At 63.6% G+C, this 16693-nt stretch carries 14 protein-coding genes; 1 reads left to right on the top strand and 13 read right to left on the bottom strand.

What is annotated here, in order from left to right; genetic code table 11:
* The 5 genes from ubiU to AAHE99_RS16580 form a co-directional block, all read right to left on the bottom strand.
* Entirely contained in the window at positions 1 to 999 is a 999-nt protein-coding gene (ubiU, locus tag AAHE99_RS16600; protein ID WP_342118467.1) for a ubiquinone anaerobic biosynthesis protein UbiU, read from the bottom strand.
* Complete coding sequence (gene ipdC / locus AAHE99_RS16595) at positions 996 to 2630, bottom strand: indolepyruvate/phenylpyruvate decarboxylase (protein ID WP_342118466.1); 1635 nt, start codon at positions 2628 to 2630, stop codon at positions 996 to 998. Before ipdC ends, ubiU begins: the two co-directional genes overlap by 4 nt.
* A 53-nt stretch (positions 2631 to 2683) precedes the next feature.
* Positions 2684 to 5455: an EAL domain-containing protein gene (locus AAHE99_RS16590; protein ID WP_342118465.1), complete on the bottom strand. Its 2772-nt coding sequence runs from the start codon at positions 5453 to 5455 to the stop codon at positions 2684 to 2686.
* Positions 5456 to 5551: 96 nt separating this feature from the next.
* On the bottom strand, positions 5552 to 6946 hold the full coding sequence (locus AAHE99_RS16585; protein WP_342118464.1) for an RCC1 domain-containing protein: 1395 nt from the start codon (positions 6944 to 6946) through the stop codon (positions 5552 to 5554).
* A 112-nt stretch (positions 6947 to 7058) separates the two neighbouring features.
* Complete coding sequence (locus AAHE99_RS16580) at positions 7059 to 9290, bottom strand: YgiQ family radical SAM protein (protein ID WP_342118463.1); 2232 nt, start codon at positions 9288 to 9290, stop codon at positions 7059 to 7061.
* Positions 9291 to 9534: 244 nt separating this feature from the next.
* On the opposite strand from AAHE99_RS16580, the gene AAHE99_RS16575 reads away from it, so the two are divergent.
* Positions 9535 to 10047: a DUF1269 domain-containing protein gene (locus tag AAHE99_RS16575; protein WP_342118462.1), complete on the top strand. Its 513-nt coding sequence runs from the start codon at positions 9535 to 9537 to the stop codon at positions 10045 to 10047.
* Positions 10048 to 10126: 79 nt separating this feature from the next.
* Here the strand turns inward: AAHE99_RS16575 and AAHE99_RS16570 are convergent, their stop codons facing one another.
* The 8 genes from AAHE99_RS16570 to AAHE99_RS16535 all read right to left on the bottom strand — a co-directional run bounded on the left by AAHE99_RS16570 (position 10127) and on the right by AAHE99_RS16535 (position 16689).
* A complete protein-coding gene (locus AAHE99_RS16570) occupies positions 10127 to 10399 on the bottom strand; it encodes a DUF4404 family protein (protein ID WP_342118461.1) in 273 nt (90 codons plus the stop codon).
* Between the two features lie 33 nt (positions 10400 to 10432).
* Positions 10433 to 10954: a MerR family transcriptional regulator gene (locus AAHE99_RS16565; protein ID WP_342118460.1), complete on the bottom strand. Its 522-nt coding sequence runs from the start codon at positions 10952 to 10954 to the stop codon at positions 10433 to 10435.
* Positions 10951 to 11328: a hypothetical protein gene (locus AAHE99_RS16560; RefSeq protein ID WP_342118459.1), complete on the bottom strand. Its 378-nt coding sequence runs from the start codon at positions 11326 to 11328 to the stop codon at positions 10951 to 10953. Before AAHE99_RS16560 ends, AAHE99_RS16565 begins: the two co-directional genes overlap by 4 nt.
* A gap of 15 nt (positions 11329 to 11343) precedes the next feature.
* Complete coding sequence (locus tag AAHE99_RS16555) at positions 11344 to 13452, bottom strand: M3 family metallopeptidase (RefSeq protein ID WP_342118458.1); 2109 nt, start codon at positions 13450 to 13452, stop codon at positions 11344 to 11346.
* 66 nt (positions 13453 to 13518) lie between these two features.
* Positions 13519 to 13722, bottom strand: coding sequence for a SlyX family protein (locus AAHE99_RS16550; protein ID WP_342118457.1), 204 nt, complete (start codon positions 13720 to 13722; stop codon positions 13519 to 13521).
* Between the two features lie 39 nt (positions 13723 to 13761).
* The gene (locus AAHE99_RS16545) at positions 13762 to 14145 is read right to left on the bottom strand and encodes a hypothetical protein (RefSeq protein ID WP_342118456.1); all 384 of its coding nucleotides are present in this window, start codon (positions 14143 to 14145) and stop codon (positions 13762 to 13764) included.
* A complete protein-coding gene (locus AAHE99_RS16540) occupies positions 14121 to 14573 on the bottom strand; it encodes a cache domain-containing protein (RefSeq protein WP_342118455.1) in 453 nt (150 codons plus the stop codon). Before AAHE99_RS16540 ends, AAHE99_RS16545 begins: the two co-directional genes overlap by 25 nt.
* Positions 14574 to 14616: 43 nt before the next feature.
* The gene (locus AAHE99_RS16535) at positions 14617 to 16689 is read right to left on the bottom strand and encodes a UvrD-helicase domain-containing protein (protein ID WP_342118454.1); all 2073 of its coding nucleotides are present in this window, start codon (positions 16687 to 16689) and stop codon (positions 14617 to 14619) included.
* Positions 16690 to 16693: the final 4 nt, after the last annotated feature.

Raw genomic sequence — 16693 nt, 5'->3', positions numbered from 1 at the left:
TCATTTCCATTTGCGGTGATAGGCGCCGAGGGTGTGCTGCTGGCCTTCCGCGACGCGGTCGAGCGCGGCGCTCCAGCCCGGATTGATGGTGAAGCGGCGCTTGCCGTCACCACAGGCATCAATGGCGGCGCGCCAGGCTTGCGTGACTTGCGCCACATAGGCGGGGCTGCGCTGGCGGCCCTCGATCTTGATGGCCTTGACGCCCATCTGCACCAGTTGCGGCAACAGTTCCATGGTGTTCAGGCTGGCCGGTTCTTCGATGGCGTAATAGGTTTCGCCCTCCACTTCGAAACGGCCTTTGCACAGCGTTGGGTAGCTGGCGTTTTCATCCGGCTGGTAGCGGTCGATCAGGACGCCGTTCAGGCGCGATTCCAGGCCCTTTGGCGTCTCTTGCCAGCGCACGGCTTTGGCCGGCGAGCACACGCCGGCGGTGTTGGGCGATTCGCCGGTGGCGTAGGAGGACAAGGCGCAGCGGCCTTCCACCATCACGCACAGGCTGCCGAAGCCAAACACTTCGATCTCGGTCTTCACGTGGCGCAGCAGGTGCTCAACCTGCTGCAGCGACAGCACGCGCGGCAGCACGGCGCGCGAGATGCCGAATTGTTCGTGATAGAAGTTGATCGCTTCGTAGTTGGTGGCCGAACCTTGCACGGACAAGTGCAGGCGCAGGCCGGGGTGCTGGTTGCGCGCATATTCCATCAGGCCGGGGTCGGCCAGGATGATGGCGTCGATGCCGGCGCCGGCGGCGCGGTCCACGGCGCTGCGCCATAAGCGCCAGTTGGCTGCCTGCGGGTAGGTGTTCAGTGCCAGCAGCACTTTGCGGCCGCGCACGTGGGCATAGCGGATGCCTTCTGCGATAGCGGCTTCGTCGAAATTAAGGCCGGCGAAATTGCGGGCATTGGTGGCGTCGCGGAAGCCGAGGTAGACGCTGTCGGCGCCGTTGTCGACGGCGGCTTTCAGCGCTGGCAGGCTGCCGGCGGGGCAAACGAGTTCGATCATGCTTTCGCTCCCTGCAGGCGGCGCACGCCGTTGACGAAGCGCGCCAGGGTATCGGACTGGCCGCCGCGCGGCAGCATCGCTTCCACCAGCTGGAAGCGGCCGCGTTGCCGTATGGCGCTTTCCAGCGCTGCCGCCAGCTCGGCACGCGTGGCGACCCGGTAGCCGTCGCCGCCCAGGGCCTTTGCCATGTCGGCGAAGTGCCAATCGCTCAGGTCGCAGAAGCCGGACTGCGGCTGGAAGGCGCGCAGCATCTCCCAGCTGCAGTTGTTAAAGATGATGACGATCGGATCCAGGCCGTAGCGTTGGCAGTTGCCGAGCTCCCAGCCCGTCATCTGGAAAGCGCCATCGCCAACCAGCACCAGCGGGCGCTCGCCGCCGGCTGCCTGCAGGCCAAAGGCGGCGGGCACGCCGTAGCCCATGGTGGCGTAGTAGCCGGGGGCCAGCAGGTCGGTGTTTTCGATATCGAGCGCGGTGAACAGGCAGTCGCCGATGTCGGAGGCGATCGGCATGCGGCCGTGTTTGCGCATCAGGTCGTTGACTGCGCGCGCCACGTCGCTTGGCATCAGCGGCGTGCTGTCGGCCGGCAGGTCGCACGGGTAAGTGCTGCGCTCGCCCGGCAGGACCGGACCAGTGCGCAGCAATTTGGCGTTGGCCAGCAGGCCATCCACCAGGGCTTCCAGCGGGATGTCGTGGTAGGTGTGGTAGCCGAGGGTGACGTCGCCATCCAGCGCCAGCATGCATTTGCGCAGGTCGATGCGTTCGCGCTGCACGCCGAAGTTGGTGTCGGACAGGATTACGCCCAGCATCAGCAGGGCGTCCGAACGCTCCACGGCATCGGTTACTTCTTCCGCACCGGCCACGCCGAGGTAGGTGCCAAACAGCGGTGCTTCCGGCTCGCTGGCCAGTAGGCCGCGTCCCATGAAGCAGGTTACCACCGGCACCTGCAGTTTGGCTGCCAGTTGCGCCACCTTGCTCTCCAGGCCGAAGCGGCGGATTTCGATATCCACCATCAGCACCGGGCGCTGCGCGCGTTCCAGGCGGCCAAGCACTTCCTCCACGCAAGCGGCCAGCGCATCGGCATCGTGGCTGGGTGAGGGCAGCGCTTCGACCGGCGCGCACGGCGCCTGCACCAGATCGCGCGGCAGCTCGATATAGACCGGGCGCGAATGCGTGATGGCGCTGCGCAGCACGCGTGCGATATCGGCCGGTGCGCGCTGCGGATCATCCAGCACGCACTGGTCGCAAGTGATTTCGCGGAAGATCGCCATTTGCGAATCCAGGTGCTTGACCTGGTGGTGCAGCAGGAAGCCGTTGCGGCGCTCATTGGTGCCGGGCGCGCCTGAAATCACCACCATCGGCACCTTTTCCGCGTAGGCGCCGGCGACGGCATTGACCATATTCAGCGCCCCCGCGCCATAGGTCACCGCCGCCACGCCCAGGCGCCCGTGGTAGCGCGCCGCGCCATCGGCCGCAAAGCCCACGCCCGGCTCGTGGCTCAGCGTGAAAAGGGGCAGGATGCCGGATCGCTCGATCTGTTCGAAGAAGGCGAGGACAAAGTCTCCAGGAATGCCAAAGACTTCACGCGCGCCATGCTGATGCAGCGCGTGCAGGAGGGAGTTTGCAAGATTCATATCGCGCATCATGCGCGCGCAGCGCCGAAAAATCCTTGAGCCAGGTCAAGTTTTCAAGCGGCGCTGACGATTGCGGTTTGCTGGCGCAGCATGGTGTCGAAATCGGCGGCGGGGAGCGGGCGGGCGAACAGGTAGCCTTGGCCGTAGTCGCAGCCGGCGCCGGCCAGCAGGTCGCGCTGTTCGGTGGTTTCGACACCTTCGGCGATCACGCTCAGGCCCAGCTTGTGCGCCATCACGATGATGGCGTCCGATAGCGCCATGTCGCTCGAATCGGGCGCCAGGTTGCGGGTGAAGCTGCGGTCGATCTTCAGGTAGTCGATGTCGAATTTCTTCAAATACGACAGCGAGGAGTAGCCGGTGCCGAAATCGTCCAGTGCGACCTGGATGCCGGCGTCGCGCAGCTGCAGCAGCTTGTCGGTCACATTGGCGTTCGCGTCCAGCAGCAGGCCTTCGGTGATTTCCACCACGATGCTTTCGCCCGGCACGCCCAGCTGCTGCAGGTAGGCCAGCCAGTCGGCATAGCTGCCGCGCTCGCGCTGGAATTCCAGCGGCGACTGGTTCAGGCTGACCTGGAAGGCGGGGTGCACTTCCTGCCGCCAGCGCTTGACCCATTGCGCCGATTCGCGGAACACCCATTCGCCGATATCGACGATCAGTCCGCTCGCTTCGGCCAGCGGAATGAACTCCAGCGGGCTGACCATGCCGCGCTGCGGATGCTCCCAGCGGATCAGGGCTTCGGCCTTGTGCACCTTGCCGCTCGGCAGATGCACGATCGGCTGGAAGTACAGTTTGAGCTGGTTGCCCTTCAGCGCGCCGCGCAGGTCATTGGTCAGGCGCATGCGGTTCAGCGCGGCCACCTGCAGCGCCGGCGTGAAGTAGCTGAAGCGGTTGCGGCCGGCGCCCTTGGCGGCATACATGGCCTGGTCGGCGTGCTTCAGCAGGTCGTCCATATTGCCGGCATCGTCCGGGTAGATGGTGATGCCGATCGAGGCCGACACAAACGCCTGCTCCTGCCCCAGCTGGAACGGCATGCGCAGGCTGTCGATGATGTGCTGGGCGATGCCTTCCACCCGGTCCACCTCGGCCAGCTCGGGCAGGATCACGGTGAATTCGTCGCCGCCCAGGCGCGACACGGTGTCGGACTGGCGCACGCAGGCGCCGATGCGGCGCGCCGCTTCCACCAGCAGCACGTCGCCCTGGTGGTGGCCCAGGGTGTCGTTGACTTCCTTGAAATGGTCAAGGTCGATGAACAGGATCGCGATGCGGGTACCGTCGCGGCGCGACTTCAGGATATCGTGCTGCAGCCGGTCCAGGAACATGCGGCGGTTCGGCAGCTGGGTCAGGGTGTCGAAGTTGGCCTGCTGCCAGATCAGCGCCTCGGTTTCCTTCTTCTCGGTGATGTCTTCGATCATGCACAGGTGGTGCGGCTGGCTCTCGGTCTCCACCGCGTTGATCGACGCTTCCACCCACACGATGCGGCCGTCCGGACGCACCAGGCGCGTCTCCATCTTGAAGCCGGAGATCTGCTGCGCCGCCAGCTGGCCCATTTTTTCCTGCTCCGGCGCCATGTCGTCCGGATGGCAGATTTCCAGCCAGCGGCTGGCGCGCATTTCCTGCGCCGAGCGGCCGGCAATCTCGGCGAAGCGCGGATTGACGTCGCGGAACTGGCCGTTGCCCGAGTCGATCAGGGCAATGCCCATCGGCGCCGCCTCGAACATGGTGCGGAAGCGCTGCTCGCCCTTGCGGATGGTTTCCTCGGCGCGCGTGCGTTCGCGCGTCAGCAGGGAGAAGTGGATCACGGCGCCCAGCACCAGCAAGCCGGCCGCCACGCCCAGCACGCGGTACAGCCAGGTCAGGTCGGAACCGGGATCGGCGTTGTACAGGAAGCCATTCCAGGTGGCGCCCTTCTGCATCATGCCCAGTTCGGTGTAGATGTCGGCGATGTGCTGCCAGCGGTCCGGGTTCATGTAGCCGATTTCCACCAGCACCGGCTGCACCAGCGGCACCATCTGGCGCGCTTCGTACAGCAGGTGCATGCGGTCGTGCTGGCGGGTGTATTTGTTGAGGATCAGGTCGACGATTTCTTCCTGGTGGCTCATGGCGTACTGCCAGCCGCGCATGCTGGCAGCGCGGAAGGCGCGCACGCGCTCGGGGTGGTTCTTGATTTCCGCTTCGCTGGTGAACAGGTTGTCACCGTAAAAGTCGATGCCGGCGGCACGCGGGCTGTAGATATCGTAGGGGAAGCCGAGGCGGTCCAGGTAATCCGGCTCGTTGCTGACAAAGATCGACATGGCGTCGACCTTGCCCTTGACCAGGTCGTCCGGATTGAAGCTGTGCTCCACCCGCACCAGCTGGTTGGTGGAGATGCCTTCCTTGCGCAGGTAGGCCATGACTTCGTCGGCCTGGGTCAGTTCATCGGTCAGGGAGCCGATCATCACGCGCTTGCCGGCAATGCTGCGGATGTCCGGCGCCGGGCCGGTCTGGCGCATCGCCAGGGCATACGGGGAATGCTGGAACACCACCGCCAGCACCACCAGCGGCTTGCCGGACATGCGGGCCAGCAGCAGGCTGCTGCTGCCTACGCCGTAGTTGGCGCGGCCATCGAGCACGGCGCGTTCGGGCTCGTTGCCGTCGCTGCCTTCCAGCAGTTGGACATCGAGGCCGGCATCGCGGTAATAGCCTTTTTCCAGCGCGGCGTAGTAGCCGGCAAACTGGAACTGGTGGCTGTGTTTAAGCTGGAGGGTGACGCGTTCCTGTGCCTGCGCCAGGGGCGCATGGACAAACAGTATCAAGAGTGCACACAGGCCGGCCAGGAAGTGGGGCACGTTTTATCCGGAAACAAAGTTGGCAAGGTCTACAAGCCGATTGTATCCGCTTCGGCGCGCCCGGCGCGCCGAGTGTCGCATTCCTGCTGCACTAAACTATGGAAGTGCGGAGGGCGATAGCACATCGCTGTTGGCGCCCGTGGCCAGCTGGCCTTCCGCATTGCGGCCCCAGGCCCAGACGCTGCTATCGGTCTGGATGCCGTAGGCATGGCGCAGGCCTGCTGCTACCGCGCGCCAGGTCATGGCTGTGCCGACCTGGGTTGGTGCATTCTTGTCAAGCGTAGAGCCCAGGCCCAGCTGGCCGGCGCCATTGGCGCCCCAGGCCCACAGCGAGCCGTTGGATTTCACGGCCAGCGAGAAAGCGTCGCCAGCCGCGATGTTGGCCCAGTTGGACTCGGTGCCAACCCGCAGCGGATCGAGCGCATCCATCGCGGTGCCATCGCCCAGCTGGCCGGAAGCGTTGCCGCCCCAGGCGAACAAGGCGCCATCGGCCCGCACCGCCATGCTGTGGCTACCGCCGGCCGCTACCGCGACCCAAGTCGCCGTGCCGATCTGGGCCGGCGCAGTGGCTTCGGTGGTGGTGCTGTTGCCCAGCTGGCCACTGTCGTTGGCGCCCCAGGTCCACAGGGTGCCATCGGTTTGCAGGCCCATGGTGTGGGTGGCGCCGGCCGCTACCGACTTCCAGGTGATGGCGGTGCCGACGCGGGTCGGCACCAGCTTGTCGATCTTGCTGCCGTCGCCCAGCTGGCCGTGGAAGTTGCGGCCCCAGGCCCACAGCTGGCCAGCCTTGTTGACGGCCAGCGAGTGCGCCTTGCCTGCTGCAACCCAGGTCCAGTCCTTGGCGGTGCCAACCTGTACCGGTGCGGAACGGTCGAATACGGTGCCGGTGCCCAGCTGGCCGTTCTGGTTGAAACCCCAGGCCCACAGGGTGCCGTCGGTACGGATGGCTACAGTGTGGAATTCGCCCACGGCCACCTGTTTCCAGGTCAGCACATTGCCGTTCACGGCCACCAGCTTGTTGCGGTCGGTGGTGGTGCCATCGCCCAGTTGGCCCCAGCCATTGGAACCGGCCGCCCACAGGCTGCCTTCCTTTTTCAGCAGGACGGCATGGTTGCCGCCGGCGAAAACTTCGGCCCAGGGCTGGCTGATGGTGATGCCGGTGCTGCCGCTGACCGAGCCGACGGTGGCGGTCACGGTGTCGGTGCCGATCGCCTTGGCGGTCACCAGGCCGCTGGTGCCGATGGTGGCGTTGCTGCCCTTGATGGACCAGGTAATGCCGGTGGTGATGGCGGTACTCTTGCCGTCCGAATATTTGCCGGTGGCGGCCATCTGCAGGGTGCCGCCCAGGGCAACGGTCTGGTTGGCCGGGGTCACCGTGATCGATTGCAGGGTCGGCGTGGCCGGCGTGGAGGGCGTGGCATCGCCGCCGCCACCGCCGCCGCAGGCAGCCAGCACGGCCAGGATCGGGACCAGCAACAGGGACTTCTTCATATGACTTGTTCCAAATGGGAGTTAGCGCAGGATACGGCTAGTGTAGCCGCAGGGCGCGCCACCCATAGGAATGAATAAGGGGGCAAATGCCCCCTTTCTTACTACTTGTTTATTACTTACGGCCCGGACGGCCGCCGGTCTTGGCCGGCGCAGCCTTGGGCTTGACCTTGATGGTGTCGAGGATCGATGGACGGGCCTTGGTCTCGACCGTGGCGCGTGCGGTCAGGGAACCGGTCAGCGCATTAGGCTTGCCGCCGCGGGCGGCAGCTGCCGGCAGCACTTTGCCGCCGCGCTTTTCCGCGCCTGGCGCCAGGTGCGGCATGGCGCGCTTGCCTTGCGAGGTCTTGAAGAATTCCTCGCCTTCGCGGTAGTTCGGGATCAGGTGGCGTTCACCATCGCCGATCAGGTCGCCACGCCCCATGGCGCGCAGGGTTTCACGCAGGATCGGCCAGTTCTTCGGATCGTAGTAGCGCAGGAAGGCCTTATGCGCCTTGCGCTGCTTGAAGGTGCGCGGGGTTTCCACCGTTTCCGAATCCTCGGTGACTTTCTTCAGCGGGTTCTTGCGCGAGTGGTACATGGCCGATGCCATCGCCATCGGGGTCGGCATGAACGTCTGCACCTGGTCCAGGCGGAAGTTGTTTTTCTTCAGCCACAGCGCCAGGTTCAGCATGTCCTCGTCGGTCGTGCCCGGGTGGGCGGCGATGAAGTAAGGGATCAGGTACTGCTTCTTGCCGGCCTCGATCGAGTACTTCTCGAACATGGCCTTGAACTCGTCGTAGGCGCCGATGCCCGGCTTCATCATCTTGCTCAGCACATTGGTTTCGGTGTGCTCAGGCGCGATCTTCAGCAGGCCGCCCACGTGGTGGGTCACCAGTTCTTTCACGTATTCCGGCGAGCGCACGGCCAGGTCGTAGCGCAGGCCGGACTGGATCAGGATCTTCTTCACGCCCGGCAGGGCGCGCGCCTTGCGGTACAACTGGGTCAGCTTGCTATGGTCGGTGCCCAGGTTGACGCAGATCGATGGATACACGCACGACAGGCGGCGGCAGGTTTCCTCGATCGACTTTTCCTTGCAGGCCAGGCGATACATATTCGCGGTCGGGCCGCCCAGGTCGGAAATGATGCCGGTAAAGCCCTTGGTCTTGTCGCGGATATGCTCGATCTCGCGCAGGATGGACGGCTCGGAGCGGCTCTGGATGATGCGGCCTTCGTGCTCAGTGATCGAGCAGAAGGTGCAGCCGCCAAAGCAGCCGCGCATGATGTTGACCGAGAAGCGGATCATTTCCCAGGCCGGGATATTGGCGTTGCCGTAGCTTGGGTGCGGGGCGCGTGCGTATTCCAGGTCGTAGACGCCGTCCATTTCATCCATGGCCAACGGCAGCGGTGGCGGGTTCAGCCACACGTCGCGGTCGCCATGCTGCTGCACCAGCGCGCGCGCATTGCCCGGGTTGGATTCCAGATGGAACACGCGCGAAGCGTGGGCGTACATCACCGGGTCGTCCTTCACCACGTCGTACGATGGCAAGCGCACCACGGTCTTGTTGTGCTGTTCCTTGGCGGCAGCCAGGCGCTCTTCGCGCGTCATGATGACGATCGGCTTGACGGTCGGTTCCGGCGCGGCGTTTTCGGTCGCGCATTCCTTCTTGTCTTCCTTCGCCATGGCGTAAGGATCGACGTGCGGGTCGATCTTGCCCGGGATGTCGACGCGGGTCGAATTGTGCACAGCCCAGTCGGCACCCGGCAGCCAGCCTTGCGGCACCAGGAAGGCGGTGCCGCGCAGGTCCTTGATGTCCTTGACCTTTTCGCCGGCATCCAGGCGCTTGGTCAGGTCGACCAGGGCGCGCTCGGCGTTACCGAACAGCAGCAGGTCGGCCTTGGATTCGGTCAGCACCGATTTGCGCACCTTGTCCGACCAGTAGTCGAAGTGGGCGATACGGCGCAGCGAGGCTTCGATCGAGCCGATGATGATCGGGGTGCCGGGGTAGGCTTCGCGCGAACGCTGGGCGTACACGGTCACGGCGCGGTCCGGGCGCTTGTTCGGCTCGCCGTTTGGCGTGTAGGCGTCGTCGGAGCGGATCTTGCGGTCGGCGGTGTAGCGGTTGACCATCGAGTCCATATTGCCGGCGGTGATGCCGAAATACAGGCGCGGTTTGCCCAGCACGCGGAACGCGTCCGGCGATTGCCAGTCAGGCTGGGCAATGATGCCGACGCGGAAGCCTTGCGCTTCCAGCAGGCGGCCAACCAGGGCCATGCCGAAGCTGGGATGGTCGATATAGGCATCGCCGGTCACCAGGATGACGTCGCACTGGTCCCAGCCCAGGGCGTCCATTTCGGCGCGGGACATGGGCAGGAAAGGCGCAGCGGGAGCGCGGGCAGACCGCTTCGCGACGGTCGCAAAAAGATTGGTTGGGGAATTCATCCCGGCATTGTACCGGAAATCACCGTCTTCCGCCTGCTCAGCCACACAAAAAACCTTTAAGTTTCAGTAACTTGTGACGTTCCAGCAAGCTGTCCGAGGCAAATACTTATTGAACATCGTGACATTTTTGCTATAACGGGTATACAACGTCTTCCATGGAGCGTAAATCATGCGACGCAGACTGTACTACATGCTTCCCAATGTTAAGGCCGCCCGCGCAGAGCTTGATGAACTGCTGCTGGCACGCATCGAAGAACGGCATATCCACTTCATGGCAAAAGAGGGCACCCTGCCCGATGACATGCCAGATTGCAATTTCCTGCTGAAAACGGACTTGATCCACGGCGCCAAGCTGGGGATCGCCATTGGCGGGATTGTGGGGCTGTGTGCCGGCATCTTCCTGGTGCTGTTCCCACCCGACGGGCTGACCCTGCGCACCATGACCATCCTGCTGGTCACGCTGGGCGGCGCACTGTTCGGCGGCTGGGCCAGCGGCATGAATGCGGCGGCGATCCCCAACAAGAAGCTGGAGCAGTATTCAGAGCGTATTGAACAAGGTCAGGTTTTGATGATGGTAGACGTGCCAGTGCGGCGCATGAAGGAGATCGAGGAAATGATCGCCAAACGTCATCCTGACTTCAACTTTGGCGGTGAAGAACCGCCCATGCTGGCCTTCCCATAAGGCTAGCCTCCCGGGGGCCGGCCGGACAGCCGGTATAACCCCGGGTTCAACACCGAAGGCGGGCTGCGGCCCGCCTTTTTTATATCCCCATATTTCCCAGGATACGCGTCAGTTCACGCAAAGTAGGCTCCAATGCCGGGTGTTTGGCAGCAAATTGCGCGGTGATCTCCTGCGTGCGTTCGGCCAGGCCGTAGGTACTGGTGCCGCCTTCCGGCTCGGGCGGCTGCTCGAGGATATTCTTGATGTCGCTATCGAGCTGGCGCAGAAGCTCTTGCAGCTCCTCATCGACCGGGCCGTGGTGGGCCAGCGAGGCGTGCAGTTGGCGCAGAGTCTCCTTCAGCTTGGTGTCCATGGTTACCTTCCCCGTTGAAGTGGCTATACCCCTTTATACACCCATCCGGCGGGACCAGTCACGGATGTGCTCAATTTCAGGCGCGGCCAGCCCGAGGGAGCTCAGGAAAGTTTCGTGCGCGTCGGGGGCTTGCTGCTCGAACAGCGCGTGCCAGCGGGCCATGGCGTCGTCATCGAGGCCCACCGCGCGCAGCATGGCGGTCCAGCCGGCCTTGTCGATGCCTGCGGCTGGCCCGCTGGCGAGGACGCGCAGCAGGACTTCCTGTTGTTCGCGCAAGCGCGCCATGTCGGCGGCGATCTCCTGCAGGCGGCGCTCGATCGGCCCTGGCTGGCCGCCGTCGCGCAGCAGTGCAGCGATAGCTTCAACGCTCATCCCCGTCGCCCGCCAGGCGCGGATTTGCTCGGCGCGGGCGACGTCGGCTTCACCGTAGCGGCGGTAGCCGGCGACGCTGCGGCCAGGCGCCAGCAGGCCTTGTGCTTCATAGTAGAGCAGCGTGCTGCGCGAGATGCCGCAATGGCGCGCCAGCTGGCCGATGGTGAGCGTGGGTGAAGTCATGGCAGCGGCGCCAGGTCGGGTGCCACGAAACCCGCGCGGGCGGGCGGGCTGGCCAGCAACGCGGGACTGTAATGCAGCGCCAGCACGGCGCGTGCGTCGGCCAGTGCTGCCGGGCCTTGCGCATGCAGCAGGCGCAGCAGGGCAATCGTTACTGTAGCGTGGAATTTGTCGGCAGCGCCGAGATGCGTGGCGTAGGCGCGGATGGTGGCGCAAGTACGCGCGATAGCCTCGTCCAGCGGGTGCTGCGCGAGGTAGAGGCACGCCAGCCGCACATGGCCGGCGTGATTGAATTGCTCCGCTGGGAGCGTGCAGTTTTCGAGGCTGCTTACGAAGGCTTGATCGTCCATGGCAGCGAGAATAAAGCTGACTACCATGGACGGGTCAAGCGATTACTTCAGGCCGCGGCGTTCCAGCAGCGGATCGATCTTGGCATCGCGGCCACGGAAGGCGCGGTACATCTGCATCGCATCCATGGTGCCGCCCTTGGACAGCAGGGCTTTGCGGAAGTGGTCGCCGTTCTTGCGCGACATGCCGCCGTTTTCGGTGAACCATTCCACGGTGTCGGCATCCAGCTTCTCCGACCACAGGTAGCCGTAGTAGCCCGCCGAGTAGCCGCCCGCGAACACGTGCGAGAAGTAGGTGGTGCGGTAGCGCGGCGGCACCGGACCGAAGTCGATGCCGGCGTCCTTCAGCACCGACGACTCGAAGCCCAGCACGTCGGTCGGGATCTTGTCCGCGCCCAGCTGGTGCCAGCGCTGGTCCAGGATCGAGGCGGCCAGGTACTCGGTGGTGCGGAAGCCTTCATTGAACTTGGCGGAAGCCTGTACCTTGTCCAGCAGTTCCTTCGGCATCGGCGCGCCGGTCTGGTAATGCTTGGCGTAGTTGTTCAGGATTTCCGGCCAGGTCATCCACATCTCATTGACCTGCGATGGGAATTCCACGAAGTCGCGCGGCACGCGGGTGCCGGCAAAGCGCGGGTACTTCACGTCCGAGAACATGCCATGCAGGGCGTGGCCGAATTCATGGAACAGGGTGCGCGCCTCGTCGTAGGTCAGCAGGGTTGGCTCGCCGGCGGTCGGCTTGGGGATGTTCAGGTGGTTGGCCACCACCGGCTTGGTGCCCATCAGCTTGGACTGCGACACGTAGGCATTCATCCATGCGCCGCCGCGCTTGTTGCTGCGCGCGTAGAAGTCGCCCAGGAAGATGGCCAGCTGCTTGCCGTCCGCATCGAACACGTCCCACACGCGCACGTCAGGATGGTAGACCGGCAGGTCCTTGCGTTCCTTGAAGGTGATGCCGAACACCTTGGTGGCGGCGAAGAACACGCCGTTGTTCAGCACATTATCCAGCTCGAAGTATGGCTTCAGCTGGTTCTGGTCGAAGGCATACTTGGCCTGGCGCACCTTGTCGGTGTAGTAAGCCCAGTCCTGCGCCGCGTTGGCGAAGCCGCCCTTTTCCGCATCGATCACAGCCTGGATGTCGGCCGACTCCTTGCGCGCGTTGTTCACGGCAGGCTTGGTCAGTTCGGCCAGCAGCTTGTTCACGGCGTCGGTGTTGTGCGCGGTCTGGTCTTCCAGCTGGTAGGCGGCGTGCGAGGAATAGCCCAGCAAGGCAGCGCGTTCGGCGCGCAGCTTGGCGATCTTCATCACCACTTCGCGGTTGTCGAATTCACCGCCACGGCTGCCGCGCGCCAGCGAGGTGGCCAGCAGGCGTTCGCGGGTAGTGCGGTTGGTCAGCACTTCCAGCGGCGCCTGGCCGGTGGTGTTGGCGATGGCGATCAGGAACTTGCCGTCCTTGCCTTTGGCCTTGGCGGCTGCAGCGGCGGCATCGATGGCCTTGTCGGACATGCCGGCCAGTTCTTCGCGGGTGTCGACCACCAGGGCGGAGGCATTGGCTTCCTTCAGCACGTTTTGGCTGAAGGTGGTGGACAGGGCGGCCAGCTGCGAGTTGTAGGACTTCAGTTTTTCCTTGTCGGCGGCGGACAGCTTGGCGCCGGCGCGGACGAAATCGGTATGGTAGCGCTCCAGCAGGTGCCGGGATTCGGCATCCAGCTTCAGCTTGTCGCGCTTGTCGTACAGGGTCTTGATGCGGGCGTACAACTTTTCATTCAGGCGGATCGCGTCGCTGTGCGCGGACAACTTCGGCGCCAGTTCGCGGTTCAGGGCTTCGAATGCGTCGTTGGTGTTGGCGCCGGACAGGTTGCCGAACACGGAGCCGACGCGGTCCAGCAGGCGGCCGGAGCGCTCCATCGCCACGATGGTGTTTTCGAAAGTCGGGGCAGCCTTGTTGTTGGCGATCTTCGCGATTTCGGCGGACTGCTCCTTCATGCCTTCTTCGTAGGCAGGACCGTAGCTCTCGTTGGTGAACTTGTCGAAGGCCGGGTAGTTCAGCGGCAGCTTGGATACTTCAGCGAAGGGGTTGGACGCCGGCAGGGCGGCGTTTGCAATACCGGCAACAGCCAGGCTGGCAGCGATCACCAGCAGTTTCGGACGGAACATTCTCTCTCCTGTTGTAATGTTTCGAAGCGACCGATGATAGCAACCCTGCCGGGCCATGTCACTGGATTAGTAGTGCGGCGGGCGCTCGTTGAGCGGGGTCTGGTTGGCGAGTGTGGACGTGCGGACACGCTCGGCGAGCGCACGCACCAGGTCTTCCAGCATGTCGATCTGCTTTTGCTGCTCGTAGACGCGCTGGTTCAGCGATTCAACCAGGTCTTCCTGGTGTACCAGTTTTAATTCAATGTTGACAAAACGATCTTCGCTGTCCACGGCCTGCTCCTGCTTGGGGAAAAGCAGGCATTTTAACGGCTAGCGCAGGACGTTGACGATGATGAAGCCTTGCAGGGAGCAAATGGCGACGACGATGCCGATTGTCCAGCGAATAATTTCCCACTTGATTTTGTACATCTCCGCCCGGGCTTGGTCAATTTTTGCTTCGAGATCGGCTTTGGTTCGGTCGATCTTGGTGTTCAATCCGGCAAGGCCGGTATCGATTTTGGCGTCCAGCCGGGCAAAGCCATCGTCAACCTTGTCTTCGAGGCGTGACGATTTCGCCCGATCGTCGAGCGCTTCCAGTTCAGCCTTGACCTGGCCGATGGTGTCGGCGTGGACGTGCGCCTGCCCGGCCGGCCCGCGCCGGCCGCACCTTAGTTTGATGCACCTCAGCCTTACTTCAGATAGACCCCGCCGCAAACGATCAGGTCTTCCTCCGGCACGCAGTACATGGTTTTGGGTTCGATCTTGTTGGTGGTGGGGTTATTGAACTTGTAGTCCTGCCAGAACGGGACTTTCTTCTTCGCCATCTCGACGCGCTCCTTGACGAAGGCTTTGCCGTCGACGTCTTTCAGCTCCATCAAGTTCTTGCCGATCATCTTGGCATTGCCGCCGTGGGCACGCACCACGCCGTCGGTGCCGTACACCACCAGGTACAAGTCACGGTCGACGAACTGGCCATCTTTCTTGTCGATTTCGGCGAAGGTCTTCTCACGGCCATTGGTCTTCATATAGCCCAATGCCTTCTTCACCATGGCCTCGGCTTCAGGTTTGGTCACCACATCCGCTGCAGACACTATCGGCGCTACGCTCATCAGGGCGATGAGCAGGCAATTGCGTACAAACATGGGAGCCTCCTGTCAAAAGGAAGAGTTCCCATCCTAGCACCAATTACGTGGCGTTAATGTCGCGCGGGGCCGACAGCAATTCCTTCATGCGCGCCAGGCGTTCGCGCGGCGAGATGATTTCGGTTTCCTTCGGCGGCGCATCGCCCACGTCCAGCGCCATCTCGGCGATGAAGCGCGACACATCGCACTGCACATGTTCGCCGCCGCGCTTGCGCTTCTTGCACCAGGTGAGCTGCAAGGTGCGCTGCGCGCGCGTGATCCCGACGTACATCAGGCGCCGTTCTTCTTCGATGCGCTGGGCCACCAGCTCGATCGGCGTATCCGGGTCGCCCTTGTGCGGCAGGATGCCTTCCTCCACGCCGACCAGGAACACGTGCGGGTATTCCAGGCCTTTCGAGGCGTGCAGGGTCGACATGCGGATCGCATCGGGCTCTTCGTCCTTCCCGTCCAGCATGGACATCAGGGCCACCATCTGCGTCAGCTCCAGCACGTTCTTCTCTTCGCCGTCGCGGTCCTTGCCGCCGCGGCCACGGTCCTTCAGCCAGTTGACGAAGTCCATCACGTTCTGCCACTTGCTTTGCGCGGCGCGTTCTTCGAAGGCGTCGTACAGGTAGTGCTCGTAATGCATGCCTTCCATCAGGTCGTCCAGCACCTGCGCTGCATTGTCGCCGCTGCCCGAGGGGCCCGGGCGTGTGGCGCGCGATTCCAGCTCCAGGATGAAGTTGCAGAAGTCCTGCAGCGGCTTGAGCTGGCGGTCGTTCAGCACCGCTTCGATACCGCCCTTGAACACGGCCTCGAACAGCGAGCATTGCCACTTGCCGGAGAAGGAGCCCAGCGCTTCCAGCGTGGACTGGCCGATGCCCCGGCGCGGCGTGGTGGCGGCGCGGATGAAGGCAGGGTCGTCGTCCGGATTCGCCATCAGGCGCAGGTACGCCATGATGTCCTTGATCTCCGCCTTGTCGAAGAAACTCTGGCCGCCGGAAATCGTGTACGGGATGCGCTGCGTGCGCAAGGCCTGCTCAATCACGCGCGCCTGGTGGTTGCCGCGATACAGGATGGCGTAGTCGGCCCACTTGTTCTTGCGCTCGAAGTGGTCAGCCGAAATCATGATCGCCACCTGCTCGGCTTCCTGCTCCTCGTTCGGCATCGAGTGCACCTTGATCGGCTCACCGATACCCAGTTCGGACCACAGCGATTTCTCGAACAGCTTGGGGTTGTTCTGGATCACCGCATTGGCCGCCTGCAGGATGCGGCTGGTGGAGCGGTAGTTCTGTTCCAGCTTGATCAGCTTCAGGTCGGGGAAGTCGACCTGCAGCAGCGCCAGGTTTTCCATGGTCGCGCCACGCCAGCCGTAGATCGCCTGGTCGTCGTCGCCGACGGCGGTAAACATTGGCTTCTTGCCAATGCCGGTCACCATCAGTTTCACCAGTTCGTACTGGCAGGTGTTGGTGTCCTGGTACTCGTCGATCATCAGGTAGCGCAGGCGGCGCTGCCACTTGTCCCGCACATCGCCATGGTTGCGGAACAATTCCACCGGCAGGCGGATCAGGTCATCGAAGTCGACCGCCTGGTAGGCCGCCAGGGTCGCAACGTAGCTGCCGAAAATGCGCGCCGATTGCGCCTCATCCTCGGTCTGCGCGCGTTTCAGCGCTTCCTCAGGCGTCACCAGCCCGTTTTTCCACAGCGAGATGTCGTTCTGGATGCTGCGGATCAGGTTCTTGTCGGTGGTAATGGCCAGGTCCTGGACCAGCGAATAGCAATCGTCGCTGTCCATGATTGAAAAACGGTCTTTCAGCCCCAGATGGTTGCATTCCTGGCGCAGGATGCGCACGCCGAGGGAGTGGAAGGTGCAAACGGTCAGCTGCTTGGCCTGGCGCGGCTGCTTGAGCATTTTGCCGACGCGTTCCTGCATTTCCAGCGCAGCCTTGTTGGTAAAGGTGAGCGCGGCGATCGTGCGCGGGTCATAGCCGCGATCCTCGATCATATGGGTGATTTTTTGCGTAATGACGCGCGTCTTGCCCGAGCCGGCCCCCGCCAGTACAAGGGCAGGGCCGTCGAGATAGAGCACGGCTTCGCTCTGGGGGCCGTTCAGGCCGAACTGGGGTGCATTGGACATGCCG

It is taken from the genome of Pseudoduganella sp. OTU4001 (assembly GCF_038440195.1).
Classification (GTDB): Bacteria; Pseudomonadota; Gammaproteobacteria; order Burkholderiales; family Burkholderiaceae_D; genus Rugamonas.
This window is presented reverse-complemented; position numbering and strand designations above follow the sequence as displayed.